This is a genomic window from Pueribacillus sp. YX66, from assembly GCF_041725775.1.
Classification (GTDB): domain Bacteria; phylum Bacillota; class Bacilli; order Bacillales; family UBA6769; genus Pueribacillus.
In genome coordinates this window covers 105,010-123,466 of the sequence record NZ_JBEUEL010000002.1, presented here as the reverse complement: position 1 = coordinate 123,466, position 18,457 = coordinate 105,010, and the positions used below count along the sequence as shown (strand labels likewise).

Sequence of the window (18,457 nt, the reverse complement as noted above, 5' to 3'; positions counted from 1 at the left end):
GGAAGCATGGCGGTACCTAAACGACGTACATCAAAAAAGAAAAGAAATATGCGACGTTCACACATAAAGCTTAAAGTTCCTGGTATGGTAACATGCCCAAATTGTGGTGAATATAAATTGTCTCATCGTGTTTGTAAATCATGCGGCACTTATAAAGGTGAAGAGATTATGTCTGACTAAAAGTAGAGAGTTTTTTGCTCTCTGCTTTTTCTTTATTTGTCACAATTAGTTATAAGGCATCATTTCAACGCTTAGGAACATATCGAACAATGTACAAACGTTGTGTGTTTCACCTAAACAACATTAGCGATGTAGCGGAATGAAATCGACAAGTGAGAGATAGTGGCGTTTGATACGTCGTGCTTACGTTCATAAAAGATTGTTTCGTTCATAACGTCAGACAAGTAAGGGGATGTTTTTTTGTGTGTAAGAAATTTGGAGGGATAAAGGTTTGAAAACATTAGTTTGGGAACGACGGAAAGGAATTTCATGGATTACATTGAACCGTCCCGAAATAAGAAATGCTGTCAACTATGACATGATGGATGAACTCAGTACGGTTTTAACAGAAATCGAAAATACGAATGACCAATTGTTAGTGATTACTGGTAGCGGTGAAAGGGCATTTTGTTCTGGGGGAGATTTAACGTTATTCCATTCATTGCATTCCGAACAAGAAGCGTATGCGATGCTTTCTAAAATGGGAAGTGTCTTAAAGCAACTGTTTTTATTTAAAAAACCGACAGTTGCTCTTTTGAACGGTGCAGCAGTCGGTGGCGGTTGTGAGTTAGCCACTGCTTGTGATTTTCGCATAGCTAAACGAGGCGTAAAATTTGGATTTGTTCAAGGTACGCTTGGAATTACAACAGGATGGGGCGGGGGAACGATGTTGTATGAACGAATTACACCTACTCTCGCATTACATTATTTACTATCTTCACAACTTATTTCGAGTGAAAAAGGATTTGAAGAAGGATTTATTCATTTCCTTATCGAAGAAGGTGATTTGAAAGAACAATGTGAGAAAATATTGACACCTTACTTAAATCAAAGTAACGACGTTCTTTCAGCTTATAAACAAATGTGGCTTCAGCGACTTCACAGATCAAAAGTACTTGGCAACATCGAAAAGGAAATCAAGACTTGTGCAAAACTATGGGAGTCAGATGAACATCATGACGCTGTTCAAAAATTTTTGAATAAATAGTTTTTGTATTCTATCTTCTCTAGTATGTGCATATGATTTCATTAGAATGCAAAGTTTGTGAAAGGAGTAGATAGAATGGCTGGACAGCGCCAAGATGCATGGTCAGAAGAAGAAGATTTATTTTTAGCTGAAACAGTTTTAAAGCATATACGTCAAGGTAGTACACAATTAGCGGCATTTAAGGATGTCGGTGTAAAACTGTCGAGAACACCAGCTGCTTGTGGCTTTCGCTGGAATTCATTAATTCGTAAAAGATATGAGAAAGCAATTACATTAGCGAAGCAAGAACGGAGATTGCGACATACGAGTGAAACAAAAAAGGATAACAATGAACAAGAGAACATGACAATCAATGATGTAATCCAGTTTTTGAAAACGTTGTCAGGTAGCGATCAGACGATTGCACAACTGAAAGCCCAAAATGAAAATTTGCAGAAACAATTGGACCAGTTAAAAAAAGAGTATGAAAAACAATTGACGGAATTACAACAAGAAAATGAAATGTTAAAGAAAGACTATACAACGATGTTTGAAATTATTGAAAGAGCTAGTAAAGTTGTTTCGTTTCAGAAAGATGAAAAGAAAGAAAATATTTAGTTGCTAGTGGAGCTCTTAACTGTCGTCAAGGTTAGGGGCTTTTTGTTTGTGCACATTTTTAAGCAAAAATAATTTTGTATGTTACAATATAATGAACGTTGTTGAAATCTATGCAGTTATAGGATTGATATTGATCTTAGTTAATGAAGGATGACAAAAGTGTTTCTCCTTTTTGATAATAATAAATGAGGGATAGTATTGTGGCAGTTTCTATCATCGGAGCGGGCGCAATTGGATTGTTAATTGCAGCACATTTAAAACATGCCGGAGTCGAAGTAACATTATATACACGGACGAAAACGCAAGCAAAAAAACTAGAAGAAGAAGGGGTCTATTTAACGTATGATGGAAACGATAGACATGTCCGTGTTCGAGCAAATAAGTTGACGTTAGAGGAAAAGATAATAGATCCTATCATTATAGTCACTGTAAAACAATATCAACTTGCAACCGTTTTACCGTTTTTAAAACAGAATAGTGATGGAAAAACTTTTATATTCATTCAAAATGGAATGGGACACCTTTCACATTTGAAAGAATTACATCATTGTCAAATCATACTCGGAATCGTTGAGCACGGAGCTACGAAAATAAATGAAAATAAAGTGATTCATACAGGATTAGGGAAAACAAAAATTGCTTACTATACTGAAAAAGGAAATCATTCTTTATGCGCGTTTATACAATCATGGGGTACACCATATTTTCCAATCGAGTTTCAAACGGATTGGTATGAGATGCTCGCTTATAAATTAGTCGCAAATGCAGTCATAAACCCTTTAACTGCAATATTTCAAGTCACGAATGGTACACTATTAACAAACGATTATCTTTTTAAGCTTATGCGGAACTTGTTTCATGAGACGGTACGAGTTTTAGAATTAGAAGAACAAAAGTTATGGGATTATGTCGTAACAATTTGTAAACAAACAGCTAAAAATCAATCATCTATGTTACGGGATATTCAAGCGAAACGGAGAACTGAAATTGATGCCATAAGTGGCTATATTATTGAACGTGCAAAAGAGCAAGGTATCAATGTACCTTATACAATATTTATATTTAACAGTATTAAAGCCTATGAACAATTAGACAAAAAGGAAGGACGACAAAATGGTAATTGACGAATGTACTCTTCCAAAATCAAATAAACTTGTCACTGATTATTTATTAGGAGAGAAAAAAGCACAAGCTTATTTTGAATACGATTATAAAGATTTACAAACTTACATAAATCGGAAACACGAGCTTAGTGATCGGCACTTTCCGCGTGAAGCGCTCGTCGAACATTTGCTTCAGTTTAATGAGCTGTTTTCAACGCATCCGAAAGTGTTTGAAAACATTAAAAAGCTACGAGAAAAAGATAGTACAGTTGTAATAACAGGACAACAAGCAGGATTTTTAACAGGTCCTTTGTATACGATTTATAAAGCGATTTCAACAATTGTGCATGCAAAACAGCTTGAAAAAAAGTTACAATCACCGATTGTTCCTGTGTTTTGGGTTGCTGGTGAAGATCACGATTACGAAGAAATTAATCATATATGGCTTTTAAAAGATCATCAACTTGTAAAAGAAAAGTATTCTGGACCGAATAATAGTAAACGACCAGTTACAAACATTGAAATCAATCATCGTGAAATGAAAGCGTGGATTGAGAATGTATTTGCTTTGTTTGGAGAGACGGAACATTCCGAAGCAGTTCTTCAATTTATTGCTGAAAAATTAGAAGGTTCGAACAATGTAACAGAGTTCTTCATTCGTATTATGGCAGCATTTTTTGAAAAATATGGTCTTGTTTTCGTCGATTCCGCTAACGAAAACATTAGGAAAATTGAATCACCTTTTTTTAAGGAACTTATCCAACAGAACGAAAAATTGCGGCATGCATTTCAAGAGCAACGAAACAACATCGTAAAAGATGGATACCCTGCTGGAGTGGAGTCGGAGCCTAGGTGCGCGCATTTATTTTATCACGTTAATGATGAAAGACAACTACTCTATCATGTAAATGATGATGTTTATACATTGAAAGACATCGACGTCAAATTGACGAAAGAAGAATTAGAAATAATTTGTGAGCAACATCCTGAACAATTGAGTAACAATGTTGTCACACGGCCATTAATGCAAGAATTTTTATTTCCGACGTTAGCTTTTGTTGCGGGACCGGGTGAAATTACATATTGGGCACAGCTAAAACCGCTATTTACACTTTTTAATAAAAAAATGCCTCCGATCGTGCCGCGGATGCACGTTACAATTGTCGAGAGAAATGTGAATAAATGGATGCAAAATTTACAGCTTCCACTTCAAACAATTCTTTCATCTGGTGTGAGTAAGTATCGGAATGAATGGTTCGAAAAGCAAAAGGGAGACCATGCTGAATCGATCGTACAAGAAACGAAACATTTGATTGATTTAGCACATGCAAATCTTCGAAAATTTGCTTGGTCATTGGATCATAATTTAGGTCAAATATCAGAAAAAAATCGGCTACTGATTATGGAACAACTCGATTATATGGAACGAAGAATCGAGCAGATGTATGAGCATCGCCATTCATATGAGATAGGTCTTTTTAAGAAAATTGAGGCGACCTTAGTTCCTAACGGAGGTTTACAAGAAAGAATGTGGAATGTTTTTTATTATATCAATCGGTATGGAATTGAGTTTATCGATCAGTTGATAATTGAACATCAAGTTAATGAGTCAAAGCATTACATCTTGTTTTTATAGGAGTTTAGAAGCTCAGAGAAGTAATGTTTTTATTCGAACGCTTCGCTCGCTTCTTTTTTTGACTACGCATCTAAAATAAAATGAAAAAAATCTTGCCTTTTTGGCAGGATTTTTTATTTTGTTACGGAATTTCTAAAAAAAGGTGGTACATTGTGGAGGGATGTGGTAGATTAGATTTAGAAAGTGGGGGAAATGAGCCATGTTCATGGGGGAATATGAACATAACATTGACGAAAAGGGCAGAATGATCGTTCCAGCAAAGTTTCGTGATGAACTTGGTTCTACGTTTGTGCTGACTCGCGGATTAGATCAGTGCATATTTGGATACCCTCTTGAAGAATGGAAAGTGTTAGAAAACAAATTGAAATCATTACCGTTTACGAAAAAAGATGCAAGAGCGTTTACTAGATTTTTTTTCTCTGGAGCGACTGAATGCCAGTTAGATAAGCAAGGTCGTGTCAATATTGCTCCAACACTACGAAAGTACGCACAGTTAGAAAAAGAATGTACGATAATCGGGGTTTCAAACCGTATCGAAATATGGAGTACGGCTTTATGGGAAAAGTATTATTCTGATTCAGAAGATTCATTTGGAGAAATTGCTGAAAGCCTAATTGATTTTGAAATGTGATCGTACAAAAAACTTGAGATTAACTTCTAAAAGTGGGAGTAGACATGGGAAAGAAGCATGAGACCGTATTAGCAAATGAAGCCGTTGAAAAACTAAATATTCATCCTGAAGGGATTTACGTTGACTGTACGTTTGGAAGAGGCGGTCACAGCTTGAAAATTTTGGAAAAATTATCTCCTGAAGGACATTTATACGCTTTCGATCAAGATACGGAAGCAGCCCGCTTTGCACAAGAGCATTTTTCTAACTTTACTAATTTTACGTTTATCCATGAAAATTTTATAAATTTAACTAAACAATTGTCTAGTCGACAAGTAAATAAAGTGAATGGTATTTTATTTGATTTAGGAGTTTCTTCTCCGCAATTAGATGAAGTTGAACGGGGATTTAGTTATCAGCAAGACGCCCCGCTTGATATGAGGATGGACAGGCGCTCGTCATTAACAGCATATGAGGTGGTAAATGAATGGTCGTATGAAAAACTTGTTTCAATCTTTTTTCAATACGGTGAAGAAAGATTTTCAAAGCAAATTGCAAGGAAAATTGAACAAACTCGACAGCGAAAAAAACTTGAAACGACTGGGGAGTTAGTCGACATTATAAAAGATGCCATTCCCGCTCCAGCAAGAAGGAAAGGTGGACATCCAGCGAAAAGAGTGTTTCAAGCGATACGAATTGCAGTCAATGATGAATTAACCGCATTTGAGACAGCTTTAAAAGCTAGCATAGAGTTGTTAGTTATTTCTGGAAGGGTAGCGGTCATTACTTTTCACTCGTTGGAAGATCGAATTTGTAAAACAGTATTTAAAGAAGCGAGTGAAGGACCGGAATTGCCACGCGGATTACCTGTTGTTCCAAAATTTGCAACCCCTGCTTTGAAAATCATTACGAGAAAGCCAATTGAACCGTCAGAAGAAGAGATTGAAAACAATCGAAGATCTCGTTCTGCAAAATTGAGAGTGGCAGAAAAAATAAATTGAATATGTTACATTCATTTCGCTCGTAGAAACGTCAATATAGTAGATAGATAGGAGGAGTTAAAATGGGAAATGTTGCATATCAATTACGTGAAAAACAAGAACAAGCACAACAGCGAATAAACCGATCGTCGACAGTGATTGTGGAAAAAGGTAGAATAACGAAAGGGGAAGTCGTATTGCTAACTGTATTAGCTATCGTATTTTTCCTTGCTTCCATTTTTGTCATCTCAAATTATGCAACAATTCAATCATTAAACCGTGATGTACATGTATTGCAAGCTGAAGTTGAAAACAGAGTCCGTATAAATGAAGACCTTCAACTCCAAGTGACAGAATTGAGTGATCCCGATCGAATTATGACTATCGCTAAAGAAAAGTTAGGTTTGTCATTAGATGAAAAGAATGTGAAAGTCATTACAGAGTAACTTGATACGCGAGTGTGAATGGCAATGAAGCGATTGAAAAACCCGAATATAAACCGTGGAGCAGCGACGATACTATTCCTGTTTTTGCTGCTCTTTATTTTATTATTCTCTCGATTTTTATATATTGAAGTGTCGAAAAAAGTTAACGGAACTGAAATAAATGTTTTAGCTGAGAAAGTATGGACAGATACAAAAATTATTGAAGCTAAACGAGGTTCCATTTATGATCGAAAAGGGAATGTGCTTGCTCAAGACATACCGTCATACACGATATATGCCATTGTCGATGAATCCTATCCAAATCATGTAAAAGATCCAGAAAAAACGGCTGAACTGCTTGCGCCAATTCTTGGACTGCAAAAAGAAGAAATTGAAAATAAATTAAATCAGGAAGGACGCTTTCAAGTTGAGTTTGGTTCACATGGACGCAAACTTACTCAAGCGAAGAAAAATAAGATTGAAGAGTTAGGACTTGATGGGATTGGATTTGTCCGTCAATCAAAACGTTACTATCCTAATCAAGCATTTGCATCACATGTGATTGGATTTACAAATGAAAATGTCGATGATAAATCCCAAGTTGGGATAATGGGTTTAGAACAAAAATTAAATGACGAATTAACGGAAAGAAACGGTGAAGTAACATTTAAACGTGATCGTACGGGTGTTAAATTGCCAATTCCGGATGAAAAAGTTGAAAAGCCACAACATGGAAAAGATGTTTATTTAACGATTGATGAAAATATCCAGCTTTTTGTTGAGCAGTCGTTAGATAAAGTTGTTAAAAAATATAAGCCTGAACGGGCGATTGCAATCGTTGTTGATCCAAAAACTGGCGAAGTTTTAGCGATGGGTAACAGACCTGGTTTTAACCCGAATAAACGAGATGTAACTAATTTTTCGAACGATGCGATCTCATCTCGATATGAACCCGGCTCAACGATGAAGATTTTCACATTAGCGGCCGCAATAGAAGAAGGTGTCTATAATGGAAATGAACAATTTAAATCGGGACGTTATAAAGTATATAGTGATACGATTTCAGATCATAACAATGGTCAAGGTTGGGGAAGTATAACGTTCGATGAAGGGGTGCGTCGTTCGTCAAACGTTGGATTTTCGATTTTAGCACGAGATAAAATCGGACTAGATCGTTTATATCAATATTTAGTAAAATTTGGGTTTGATAAAAAAACAGGTATTGACTTACCAGACGAAGTGAATAGTGCCATTCAATACGAAGCAGAAATAGAAAAGGTAACGACATCATTTGGGCAAGGAACAGCTGTCACGCCTATCCAGCAAATTCAAGCTGCAACTGCAATTGCTAATAATGGAGTAATGATGCAGCCTCATATTACTCAAAAAATTGTTGACTCTGAAACTAATGAAACAGTGAAAGAAGTAAAACCAAAAACAGCGGGTACACCGATCTCTCAAGAAACTGCAAAAAAAGTGTTAGATTTACTAGAAACCGTTGTTGAAGATGGGACGGGACAACCATTTGCGATAGAAGGGTATCAAATTGCGGGCAAAACTGGAACGGCCCAAATTCCTTCGCCTAACGGAGGTTATATGAAAGGCTGGGGGAAAAACATCTATTCTTTCATCGGATTTGCTCCAAAAGATGATCCAGAGTTAATCGTCTATACGGCGGTTGATCGTCCGAATTTAGAAGAATTTCAGACAGGAGCGCAAGCGACTGCAATGCTTTTTAAAGGAATTATGAAAAATAGTTTGCAGTATTTAAATATTAAACCCGATGAAACTAAAAAAACAGGGGGAAGTTCAAGTGGGGACGATGACGGCATCACATTAGAAGATTATAGCGGGAAGCCGTTAGAACAAGTACGTAAAACACTAGAAGATAAAGGTCTTAAAGTAGAAGCTTTAGGCAATTCTAAAAGTAACGTAACTGCACAAATTCCGTATCCAGAATCAACGGTTTTACAAGGAGAACGAATTATTCTGAAAAGCGAAGGTCATGTGAAGATTCCTGATTTAACATCGTGGTCGTTAGCAGATGTACTAAAATTCATTGACATAATGAAATTAAAATCAGAGATAAAAGGATCTGGTTACGTAACGAAGCAAAATATTGAAGCGAATGAAATTGTTCGAGAAGGCGATACGATTAAGCTTGAATTATCACCCCCAAACGATTAGAAAAGACAAGTCTAATTACTTTCGTCCAAGCATATATTTGAAGCGAGTTAAGGGATAGGGGGGTCCTCACTTTGCGCGTTTCAAATGTAACAGTACGAAGAAGATTAATTTTTGCTTTTTTAATCGGGATCGTTATTTTTTTAATTTTAGTCATTCGCTTAGGTTATGTTCAAATCGTTCAAGGAGAATGGTTGACAGAAAAAGCAAAGGACTCTTGGAGTCGGAACATCCCATTCGAAGCAGAACGTGGTGAAATTTTAGATCGGAACGACATTGCGTTGGCAAAAAACGTGAGTGCACCTTCTGTACTTGTCGTCCCAAGACAAGTGAAGGACGCTCATGCTGCTTCTGAACAGTTAGCTTCTATTTTGGATATGCCACAAGATAAGGTATACAAAATATTAACGAGACAAGCTTCGTCAGCGTGGATTCATCCCGAAGGAAGGAAAATCTCAAATGAAAAAGCGAATGAAATTCGCAAGTTACGTATTCCAGGAGTATACATTGCTGAAGATAACAAACGTCATTATCCATTTGGGAGTTACTTATCACATGTGCTCGGTTTCGCTGGCATAGATAATCAAGGATTAACAGGCTTAGAGAAAAGTTATGATGAAGAATTGAGTGGAAAAAAAGGTCGGGTTGAATTTTACGCTGATGCAAAAGGAAATAGAATGCCGTTTTTATCTGATGATTATACACCTTCACAAAGCGGGCTTCATTTAAAGTTGACGATTGACTCGAGAATTCAAACGATCATTGAACGAGAGCTTGATAATGCTGAAACGATCTATCGACCAGATGGTGCATTGGCTATTGCAATGGATCCAAATACAGGTCAAATTCTCGGAATGTCAAGCAGACCTGATTTCAATCCAGAAAACTTTCGTGAAGTTCCACCTGAAGTTTATAACCAAAATAAACCCGTTTGGAGCACGTATGAACCGGGTTCAACATTTAAAATTATTACACTGGCGGCTGCATTGGAAGAAAATAAAATTGATTTACACGATGACCATTTTCATGATCCAGGCTACGTTAAAGTTGCAAATGCTCGACTAAGGTGTTGGAAGTCAGGTGGTCATGGATCGCAAACCTTTTTAGAGGTTGTTGAAAATTCTTGTAACCCTGGCTTTGTTAATATGGGGCAAAAATTAGGCAAAGAAACATTATTTTCGTACATTCGCAATTTTGGTTTTGGTGAAAAAACAGGCATTGATCTTCAAGGAGAAGGAACAGGTATCTTATTTAACCTTGATCATGTAGGACCTGTTGAATTAGCGACAAGCTCATTTGGCCAAGGTGTTTCAGTAACCCCGATTCAGCAAATTACTGCAGTTTCCGCTGCGATTAATGGCGGTTATGTATATGAACCATATATTGCAAAAGAATGGATTGATCCCGAAACGAATCGAGTGATCGAGCGAAAAACACCAAAAAAGAAACGCCAAGTCATTTCAGAAGAGACATCAAAGAAAATTCGCGAGTCTTTAGAAAGTGTTGTAGCAAAAGGGACAGGGAAAAACGCATTTATAGATGGATTTCGGGTTGGCGGTAAAACTGGGACAGCTCAAAAGGCGGTTGGTGGAAAATATTTAACGAACAACTATATCGTTTCGTTTATTGGATTTGCGCCAGCTGACGATCCACAAATTATCGTATATGTAGCGGTTGATAATCCAAAAGGTACGGTTCAATTCGGGGGAACAGTTGCTGCCCCGATCGCTGGTAACATTATAAAAGATAGTTTAAGTGTGATGGAAGTGAAGCCGCGGAAAAAACAAATTGAAAAAGAAAGAACGTGGACAGACACCCCACTTGTTGAAGTACCAAAATTGGTTGGGCAAACCGTGGAAGAAATTCATAACGCTTTTTATAATCTTGACATCGATTCGTCCGGTTCAGGTCATAAAGTTATTCAGCAATCTCCATCTCCTGGCACGAAGGTAAAAGAAGGATCAACGATTCGTATATATTTAGGTGACAAATAATCGTCTACGCATTAGAATATATGGGGCAGCTTATAAACTAAGCGATAAAGTGAAAAACGTCTATATCTAGGTTAAGTGCAGGTATAAGCAAGAAGGTCCTGCTAACATTAATCTAGTCTTCAAACTGATTTCTCAACTGATTGATCCTAAAATTTGTTAGGCAATTAGACTGTCAGCTCTCACTTAAACCTAAACCATTTTCGAAATAAGCTTGGCTTTCTTAGTAAACACCCGAGAGGATTGAGAATGATGGAGCTAGAAAATCTTATTGAACATTTATTTATAAAAAAGTGGGTAGTGAAAGGGAATCCTACCATTCACTCAATTGAAATGGATTCACGGAAGGTGACGCAAGGAAGTTTATTTATTTGTATGCAAGGTTTTACAGTTGATGGTCATGATTTTGCAAAGGAAGCGGTTCAAAATGGGGCAGTTGCTCTCATCGTTGAACGACCAGTGAATGTAGATGTTCCAACTATTCAAGTTAAAGACTCTCAACGAGCAATGGCAATTCTTGCGGATGTATTTTATCAATCACCGACAAATAAATTACATTTAATTGGAATTACTGGAACGAATGGAAAAACGACGACGACCTATTTAATTGATAAAATATTTGAAGATGCTGGCAGAAAAACAGGTAGAATCGGAACGATTAACACTAAAATTAACGGTGTTGAGCATGAGGTTGCCAATACGACGCCAGAATCATTAGCATTGCAAAAGATGTTTTATGAGATGGTTCTAGGCGGTACAGGCACAGCAATTATGGAAGTATCGTCTCACGCTCTACACCTCGGTCGTGTTCGCGGTTGCGACTTTGATATTGCCCTGTTTACGAACTTGTCACAAGATCATTTAGATTACCATGAAACGATGGATGCTTATAAACAAGCGAAGGGAATTCTTTTTTCACAATTAGGAAATACATATAGTAAAAATCGGAAAAAATACGCAATTTTAAATCATGACGATCCAGCTTCTGCTTATTATCGTACAATTACTGCAGCTGAAGTTATAACGTACGGAATCGAAAAGGACGCTAATATTTCTGCACAGCAGATTACGTTGTCAAGTAACGGTACGAGTTTTATGTTATGTACGCCGTTCGGCAACGAAAAAATAACGATGAAATTAATGGGAATGTTTAGTGTGTACAATGCGCTTGCAGCATGTGCAGCATGTCTCGTCTCTGGTCTCTCACTTGCTGAGATTAAATCTAGCTTAGAACAAGTAGAAGGGGTGCCAGGTCGATTTGAATTAATTGATGAAGGCCAAGATTTTACCGTTCTCGTTGATTATGCACATACACCAGACAGTTTACTAAACGTATTGAAAACAATTAAAGAATTTGCAAACAAGAAAGTATTTGTTGTTGTCGGGTGTGGTGGAGATCGTGATAAATTGAAACGTCCTCTCATGGGAAAAATATCTGTACAACATGCAGATGAAGCGATTTTTACTTCTGATAATCCACGAAGCGAAGATCCGAACGACATTATCCGTGATATGACTCGTCATTTACAAGGCAATTTTAAAACGATTGTCGATCGGAAGGCAGCGATTGAATACGCAATTGAACAGGCTGAACCAGGAGATGTCATTTTAATTGCTGGAAAAGGGCATGAGACAGAACAAATTATTGGAAAGCAGATTTATCCATTTGATGATCGTGCAGTTGCTCGTGAGGCGATAAAGAGAGGTTAAAGCGTATGAAACAGCAGCTTACTTTTTTTGAATCGATTGGAGAAACCGTTATAGGAATTAAAAAAAATCAACGGATTGAAAATGTTTTTACGAATAGTAAAGAGCGTGTGAATAATGGGTTATTTATTCCCATCAAAGGGGAGCGATTCGACGGTCATGACTTTATTGAGGAAGCCATTGATAATGGTGCTGTTGCAACATATTGGCAAAAAGAAAAACAAATTCCGAAACATCTTCAAAATAAAATTCCGTTTATCGTTGTCAATGATACTTTAAAAGCTTTGCAAAGGACGGCAAAAAAATTTTTAGAGAAAGTTCAGCCTACTGTTATCGCGATTACGGGAAGCAATGGGAAGACGACGACAAAAGATCTCGTTTCTTCTTTGTTAAGCAGTACGTTTCAAACGCATAAAACACAAGGGAATTTTAATAATCACATTGGAATGCCATTAACGATACTTTCAATGGAGGAAAGCTGCGAAGTACTTATTTTAGAAATGGGTATGAACCATTTTGGTGAAATTTCATTTCTTAGTCAACTCGCAAAGCCTCATTTTGCAATCATTACGAATATTGGAGATTCCCATTTAGAACAGTTGCGTACTCGTGAAAATATCGCAAAAGCAAAACTAGAAATATGCGATGGCTTAGCTGAGCAAGGAATGTTACTCATCGATGGTGATGAGCCATTGCTACCATCAAAGTTAAAAAATACGCATGTTATTTCATGTGGGTTTAGTGATCATAATGAAAAAAAGATTACACTTCTTTCTAGTAATGAACATGAGCAAGTGTTTCGTTTAAATGATGAACGTTCGACTTATAAACTACCACTGCTAGGTAAACATAACGTAAAAAACGCTTTGTATGCGATAGTTTTAGCCAAATATTTAGGAGTTGCGGAAAAGAAGATCCAAAAAGGATTAGCAAGCATCCAGTTGACAGGAATGCGATTGCAGCGAGAGAGAGGGAAAAATGGGTCATTGCTAATTAATGACGCATATAATGCGAGCCCTACTTCGATGATCGCGGCGCTACAATCACTTTCACTGCTCCAAGATTATAAAAAGAAGATAGCAGTTTTAGGGGATATGTATGAACTTGGAGAAAGCGAGAAATCATTGCATGAAAAAGTCGCAAATTATGTTGGAGACGATATCGATACGATAATTTGTATCGGAGATAAAGGCATCTGGATTGGCGAAGCGTTGCTTGAACGAAAGTGGGAGGGCGATGTTATTTTTTGTCATTCAAAAGAAGAAGCTCTCATTCAACTTGAATTAAGGTTAACATCGGAAACCGTCGTGTTATTTAAAGCATCACGTGGAATGAAGCTTGAATCGATCGTTGAAAATCTCGTTAGTCGTTAGTGAAAAGAGAGGTTTGGCATTATGCTTATAAAGACACTCATTTATACATTGCTTGGAGCTTTTATCATAGCCGTTATATTATCACCGTTTGTCATCCCTTTTTTAAAGCGGCTAAAATTTGGTCAAAGTATCCGTGATGAAGGACCAAAATGGCATCAAAAAAAATCTGGAACGCCTACGATGGGAGGCGTTGTTATTTTACTTTCTGGGCTTGCAGCGGCTAGCATTGCTGTTTATTATCGCTTAGAATGGTCTTCTGAGATTGTTTTGTTATTAGTAGTAACGCTCGGTTTCGGACTGATCGGTTTTATCGATGATTTTATTAAAGTTGTATTAAAACGCAATCTCGGTTTAACATCAAAACAGAAATTGATCGGGCAACTAATTGTTTCGCTGATTTTTTATTTCGGGCTACTTAGAACGGGACATTCTACGAACATTGTTGTTCCAGGAACGGATTTAGCCATTGATCTAGGTTTACTATATCCATTTCTGATTATTTTTATGCTCGTTGGAACGTCCAATGCTGTCAATTTAACAGATGGGCTTGATGGCTTGTTAGCTGGAACAGCAGCGGTAGCTTTTGGCACATTTGCTGTGTTAACTTGGAACGAGTCACAATTTGAAGTTGCGATTTTTTCAGCTGCCATCGTTGGGGCTGTTCTAGGATTTTTAGTTTTTAATGCTCATCCAGCGAAAGTGTTTATGGGTGATACCGGTTCTTTAGCTTTAGGAGGGGCACTGGCTTCCGTTGCAATTTTAGCAAAAATGGAACTTCTGTTAATGATTATCGGTGGCATTTTCGTCATTGAAACATTATCAGTCATCATACAAGTGATTTCTTTTAAACTAACAGGAAAACGAGTGTTTAAAATGACTCCAATCCACCATCATTATGAATTATCAGGATGGTCTGAATGGCGTGTCGTTGTTACCTTTTGGATCGTCGGTTTTTTATTTGCAGCACTCGGAATTTACTTAGAGGTGTGGGTGTAATATGAAACAACTTAGGATGTACAACAATAAAAAGATTTTAATTTTAGGGTTAGCGAAAAGTGGATATTCAGCGGCTCTACTCTTGCATCAATTAGGCGCTTCTCTTATTGTGAACGATTTAAAGCGTTATGAAGAAAATGAAAAAGCGAAAGAACTTGAGCAACTCGGAATTGAAGTTGTTTGTGGTGGGCACCCTTTGCATTTGCTTGATAACGATTTTGATCTAATCGTGAAAAATCCAGGGATTCGCTATGACAATCCGCTTATCGAAGAAGCTAAAAAACGAAACATTCCCGTTATTACAGAAGTTGAGTTAGCTTACCAAGTGTCGAAGGCAGAATTTATCGGGATTACGGGTTCTAACGGAAAAACGACAACGACAATGCTTATTAACGAGTTATTAAAAGAAAGTAATCAGCAGCCTCTCATTGCGGGCAATATTGGTACGGTCGTATCTGATGTTGCTACAGATGCTTCTGAAGAAAACGTGATTGTTACTGAGCTCTCGAGCTTTCAATTAATGGGCATCGTCGAATTTAAACCGAAAGTTTCCGTATTACTTAATATTTTTGATGCTCACCTTGATTACCACGGATCGAAAGTGGCCTATGTAGCAGCAAAATCAAATGTTTGTATGAATCAGTCACAAGAAGATTTTTTCATTTACAATGCAGATGATGAACTTGTCACGGCAATTGCAAAAAAATGTGCGGCGACTCTCATCCCTTTTTCTCAAAAAAAGAAGCTTGCGAATGGTGCTTGGGTAAACAATCGTATCGTTCATTTTAATGATGAACCGATTATCTCAACAACAAAGATAGCACTTCCAGGAGAACACAATTTGGAGAATGTATTAGCTGCTATCGCAGTTGCAAAGCTTTATGGCGTACAAAATGAATGGATTGAGCGAGTACTCACGACATTTCAAGGTGTGAAACATCGCCTTGAGTACATTGTAACAGTGGATGGACGAAAATTTTATAACGATTCAAAAGCGACAAATTTACTCGCGACTGAGAAAGCGATCACTTCGTTTGACGCTCCAGTTATCTTATTAGCGGGCGGGTTAGATCGCGGTAACGGATTTGATGAACTCATTCCCGTTTTTAAAAAACATGTAAAATCTGTCGTCTCTTTCGGAGAAACCGCGGAAAAGCTTCAGCAAACGGCATTACGAGCGGGTGTGCATTCAACAAAAATTGTACAATCAATGGAAGAAGCAGTTCGAACCGCCTATGAATTTTCAACTGAAGGGGATGTGATTTTACTCTCACCTGCTTGCGCAAGTTGGGATCAGTATAAAACGTTTGAAGAAAGAGGAGACATGTTTATAAATAGTGTGCATAAATTAAAAGTGTGACAGGCTGTTAACTGTTGCGAAAACGAAAGTGTTTTGAGGTGTTTCGCATGATGGTGAAGAAAAGAGATAAGCCTGATTATTTATTAATCGTATCCACACTTTTGTTATTAATGATCGGACTTATTATGGTTTACAGTGCGAGTGCAGTATGGGCTGATTATCGTTTTCATGACTCTTTCTTTTTTGTTAAGCGACAATTTCTCTTTGCCGGTATCGGAATCGCTGTGATGTTGTTCGTTATGAACATAGACTACTGGGTTTGGCGAAAATGGTCGAAAGTGTTGCTCATCGTTTGTTTTATTCTTTTAATTATCGTATTGATTCCTGGCATCGGTCTTGTTCGTGGCGGAGCGAGAAGTTGGCTTGGCGTCGGAGCATTTTCAATTCAACCTTCTGAATTTATGAAAATTGCGATGATTATTTTTTTAGCACGATTTTTAACGGAAAATCAGAAGTATATTATAACGTTTCGCAAAGGTTTATTGCCTTCTTTATCTTTAATTTTTCTCGCTTTTGGAATGATTATGTTACAACCCGATTTAGGAACTGGGGTTGTCATGGTCGGAACTTGTATTGTCATGATTTACATAGCTGGTGCGAGAATATCACACTTTTTCGGGCTTGGCCTTATCGGTTTAATTGGATTAGGTGCATTGATCATTTCAGCACCGTATCGTATGCAACGAATTACATCGTTTTTAGATCCGTGGAGTGATCCTCTCGGTAGCGGCTTTCAAATTATTCAATCGTTATATGCGATCGGTCCAGGAGGAATTATGGGGTTAGGTCTTGGACAAAGCCGACAAAAGTTTTTTTATTTACCAGAGCCACAAACAGATTTTATTTATTCAATACTCGTTGAGGAAACAGGATTTTTAGGTGGCACTTTTGTTTTAGCCTTGTTTTGTATTATGCTGTGGAGAGGGATTAGTATTGCAAGTGGTGCACCCGATACGTTTGGAAGTTATTTAGCAGTCGGCATCATTGGGATGGTCGTCATTCAAGTTGTCATTAACATTAGTGTAGTGACAGGTTTAATGCCGGTTACTGGGATTACGTTACCTTTTCTAAGTTATGGTGGTTCGTCGTTAACCCTTATGCTCGGAAGTATTGGGATTTTACTTAATATTAGCCGGTATGCAAGGTACTAAAAGTGATATAAAGAGAGGAAGAGTTGATGGAACAGTTTGCAGAAACATTACGTCAAGAAAATATCGGTCATGTTGTCATAAATGAACCTTTATCAAAACATACGACAATAAAATTAGGCGGTCCAGCTGAATTATATGTAGAGCCGAAAGACGTTGAAAGTTTAATAAGATTGATGGACTTTATCGGTACTGCAGGAAAAGAGTGGTTTGTAATCGGCCGAGGTTCAAACTTACTTATAAAAGATGGCGGAATAAAAGGTGTCGTCATCAATTTAGCAAAAGGAATTCAGCATCTTAATTATGTTGATGAAGAAAGAATTGTAGTCGGTGGCGGGTATCCACTCATAAAGCTCGTGACAATAATAAGTCGAAAAGGGCTATCTGGTTTAGAATTTGCAGGTGGTATTCCCGGCTCCGTTGGTGGAGCAGTATATATGAATGCAGGTGCGCACGGATCAGATATGTCAAACATCGTAACGCGTGTACATGTTTTGTTTTCAGATGGAACGATGAAATGGCTAACAAATAAAGATATGCAGTTTTCGTATCGCACATCGCGACTGCAAGCTGAACGCGGAATTGTCGTAGAAGTTGAAATGCAATTGAAAAAAGGAGACAAAGATCGTATTGTACAAGAAATGAAAAAACATAAAGACTACCGGCGTGACACACAACCTTGGAACGATCCGTGCTGTGGTAGCGTCTTTCGAAACCCGTTACCTGATCACTCTGGTGCATTAATTGAAAAAGCAGGGTTAAAAGGAAAAAAAATGGGCGGCGTTATGATTTCAAGCATGCATGGAAATTTCATTATAAATGTAGATAAAGACAAGGCGAAGGCGCAAGATGTGCTCGACTTAATAGCATTTATTAAACAAACGATTAAAGAAAAATATAACATAGAGCTGGAAACGGAAGTTGAAATTGTTGGCGAAACCCCAGTTAGTTGACAGAATGTTTATCGCTATTCTTATTGTTCTTTCATGAATGTAAGACACCTTTCTAATTATAGAAAGGTGTTTTTGTGATTAGATGTAAATCTTGTTACAGTTTGAAATAAATTTTCATTGAGATGCAAAGTAACGAACATATGAATTGTGTTATAATTAAGACGTCGTATTTTTCTAGCGGAGGCGA

At 37.4% G+C, this 18,457-nt stretch carries 16 protein-coding genes; all 16 read left to right on the top strand.

Features of this window, described 5'->3' with window-relative positions:
- Positions 1-6: 6 nt before the first annotated feature.
- Complete coding sequence (gene rpmF, locus ABU914_RS01645; RefSeq protein ID WP_379668016.1) at positions 7-180, top strand: 50S ribosomal protein L32; 174 nt, start codon at positions 7-9, stop codon at positions 178-180.
- A 271-nt stretch (positions 181-451) separates the two neighbouring features.
- Positions 452-1,207 carry an enoyl-CoA hydratase/isomerase family protein gene (locus ABU914_RS01640; protein ID WP_379668015.1) on the top strand — a complete coding sequence of 252 codons (756 nt, stop codon included), beginning with the start codon at positions 452-454 and terminating at the stop codon, positions 1,205-1,207.
- A 75-nt stretch (positions 1,208-1,282) separates the two neighbouring features.
- Entirely contained in the window at positions 1,283-1,804 is a 522-nt protein-coding gene (locus ABU914_RS01635; RefSeq protein WP_379668014.1) for an RsfA family transcriptional regulator, read from the top strand.
- 200 nt (positions 1,805-2,004) lie between these two features.
- Positions 2,005-2,928, top strand: coding sequence for a 2-dehydropantoate 2-reductase (locus ABU914_RS01630; RefSeq protein WP_379668013.1), 924 nt, complete (start codon positions 2,005-2,007; stop codon positions 2,926-2,928).
- Positions 2,918-4,543, top strand: coding sequence for a bacillithiol biosynthesis cysteine-adding enzyme BshC (bshC, locus tag ABU914_RS01625; RefSeq protein ID WP_379668012.1), 1,626 nt, complete (start codon positions 2,918-2,920; stop codon positions 4,541-4,543). The genes ABU914_RS01630 and bshC overlap by 11 nt, the downstream gene beginning before the upstream one ends.
- A gap of 199 nt (positions 4,544-4,742) precedes the next feature.
- On the top strand, positions 4,743-5,174 hold the full coding sequence (gene mraZ / locus ABU914_RS01620) for a division/cell wall cluster transcriptional repressor MraZ (RefSeq protein WP_379668011.1): 432 nt from the start codon (positions 4,743-4,745) through the stop codon (positions 5,172-5,174).
- 44 nt (positions 5,175-5,218) lie between these two features.
- Positions 5,219-6,154 carry a 16S rRNA (cytosine(1402)-N(4))-methyltransferase RsmH gene (gene rsmH / locus ABU914_RS01615; RefSeq protein ID WP_379668010.1) on the top strand — a complete coding sequence of 312 codons (936 nt, stop codon included), beginning with the start codon at positions 5,219-5,221 and terminating at the stop codon, positions 6,152-6,154.
- A gap of 62 nt (positions 6,155-6,216) precedes the next feature.
- The gene (gene ftsL, locus ABU914_RS01610) at positions 6,217-6,579 is read left to right on the top strand and encodes a cell division protein FtsL (RefSeq protein ID WP_379668009.1); all 363 of its coding nucleotides are present in this window, start codon (positions 6,217-6,219) and stop codon (positions 6,577-6,579) included.
- A 24-nt stretch (positions 6,580-6,603) separates the two neighbouring features.
- The gene (locus ABU914_RS01605; protein ID WP_379668008.1) at positions 6,604-8,745 is read left to right on the top strand and encodes a penicillin-binding transpeptidase domain-containing protein; all 2,142 of its coding nucleotides are present in this window, start codon (positions 6,604-6,606) and stop codon (positions 8,743-8,745) included.
- 71 nt (positions 8,746-8,816) lie between these two features.
- On the top strand, positions 8,817-10,736 hold the full coding sequence (locus ABU914_RS01600; RefSeq protein ID WP_379668007.1) for a stage V sporulation protein D: 1,920 nt from the start codon (positions 8,817-8,819) through the stop codon (positions 10,734-10,736).
- Between the two features lie 249 nt (positions 10,737-10,985).
- Positions 10,986-12,443, top strand: coding sequence for a UDP-N-acetylmuramoyl-L-alanyl-D-glutamate--2,6-diaminopimelate ligase (locus tag ABU914_RS01595; RefSeq protein ID WP_379668099.1), 1,458 nt, complete (start codon positions 10,986-10,988; stop codon positions 12,441-12,443).
- A gap of 5 nt (positions 12,444-12,448) precedes the next feature.
- Positions 12,449-13,813 (top strand): UDP-N-acetylmuramoyl-tripeptide--D-alanyl-D-alanine ligase, encoded by a 1,365-nt coding sequence (locus ABU914_RS01590; protein WP_379668006.1) that lies wholly within the window; start codon positions 12,449-12,451, stop codon positions 13,811-13,813.
- A 21-nt stretch (positions 13,814-13,834) separates the two neighbouring features.
- Positions 13,835-14,809 carry a phospho-N-acetylmuramoyl-pentapeptide-transferase gene (gene mraY / locus ABU914_RS01585; protein WP_379668005.1) on the top strand — a complete coding sequence of 325 codons (975 nt, stop codon included), beginning with the start codon at positions 13,835-13,837 and terminating at the stop codon, positions 14,807-14,809.
- Between the two features lies 1 nt (position 14,810).
- Positions 14,811-16,169, top strand: a complete 1,359-nt coding sequence (gene murD / locus ABU914_RS01580; protein ID WP_379668004.1) for a UDP-N-acetylmuramoyl-L-alanine--D-glutamate ligase — start codon at positions 14,811-14,813, stop codon at positions 16,167-16,169.
- A 50-nt stretch (positions 16,170-16,219) separates the two neighbouring features.
- Positions 16,220-17,320: a stage V sporulation protein E gene (gene spoVE / locus ABU914_RS01575; protein WP_379668003.1), complete on the top strand. Its 1,101-nt coding sequence runs from the start codon at positions 16,220-16,222 to the stop codon at positions 17,318-17,320.
- A gap of 26 nt (positions 17,321-17,346) precedes the next feature.
- On the top strand, positions 17,347-18,270 hold the full coding sequence (gene murB, locus ABU914_RS01570; RefSeq protein ID WP_379668002.1) for a UDP-N-acetylmuramate dehydrogenase: 924 nt from the start codon (positions 17,347-17,349) through the stop codon (positions 18,268-18,270).
- Positions 18,271-18,457: the final 187 nt, after the last annotated feature.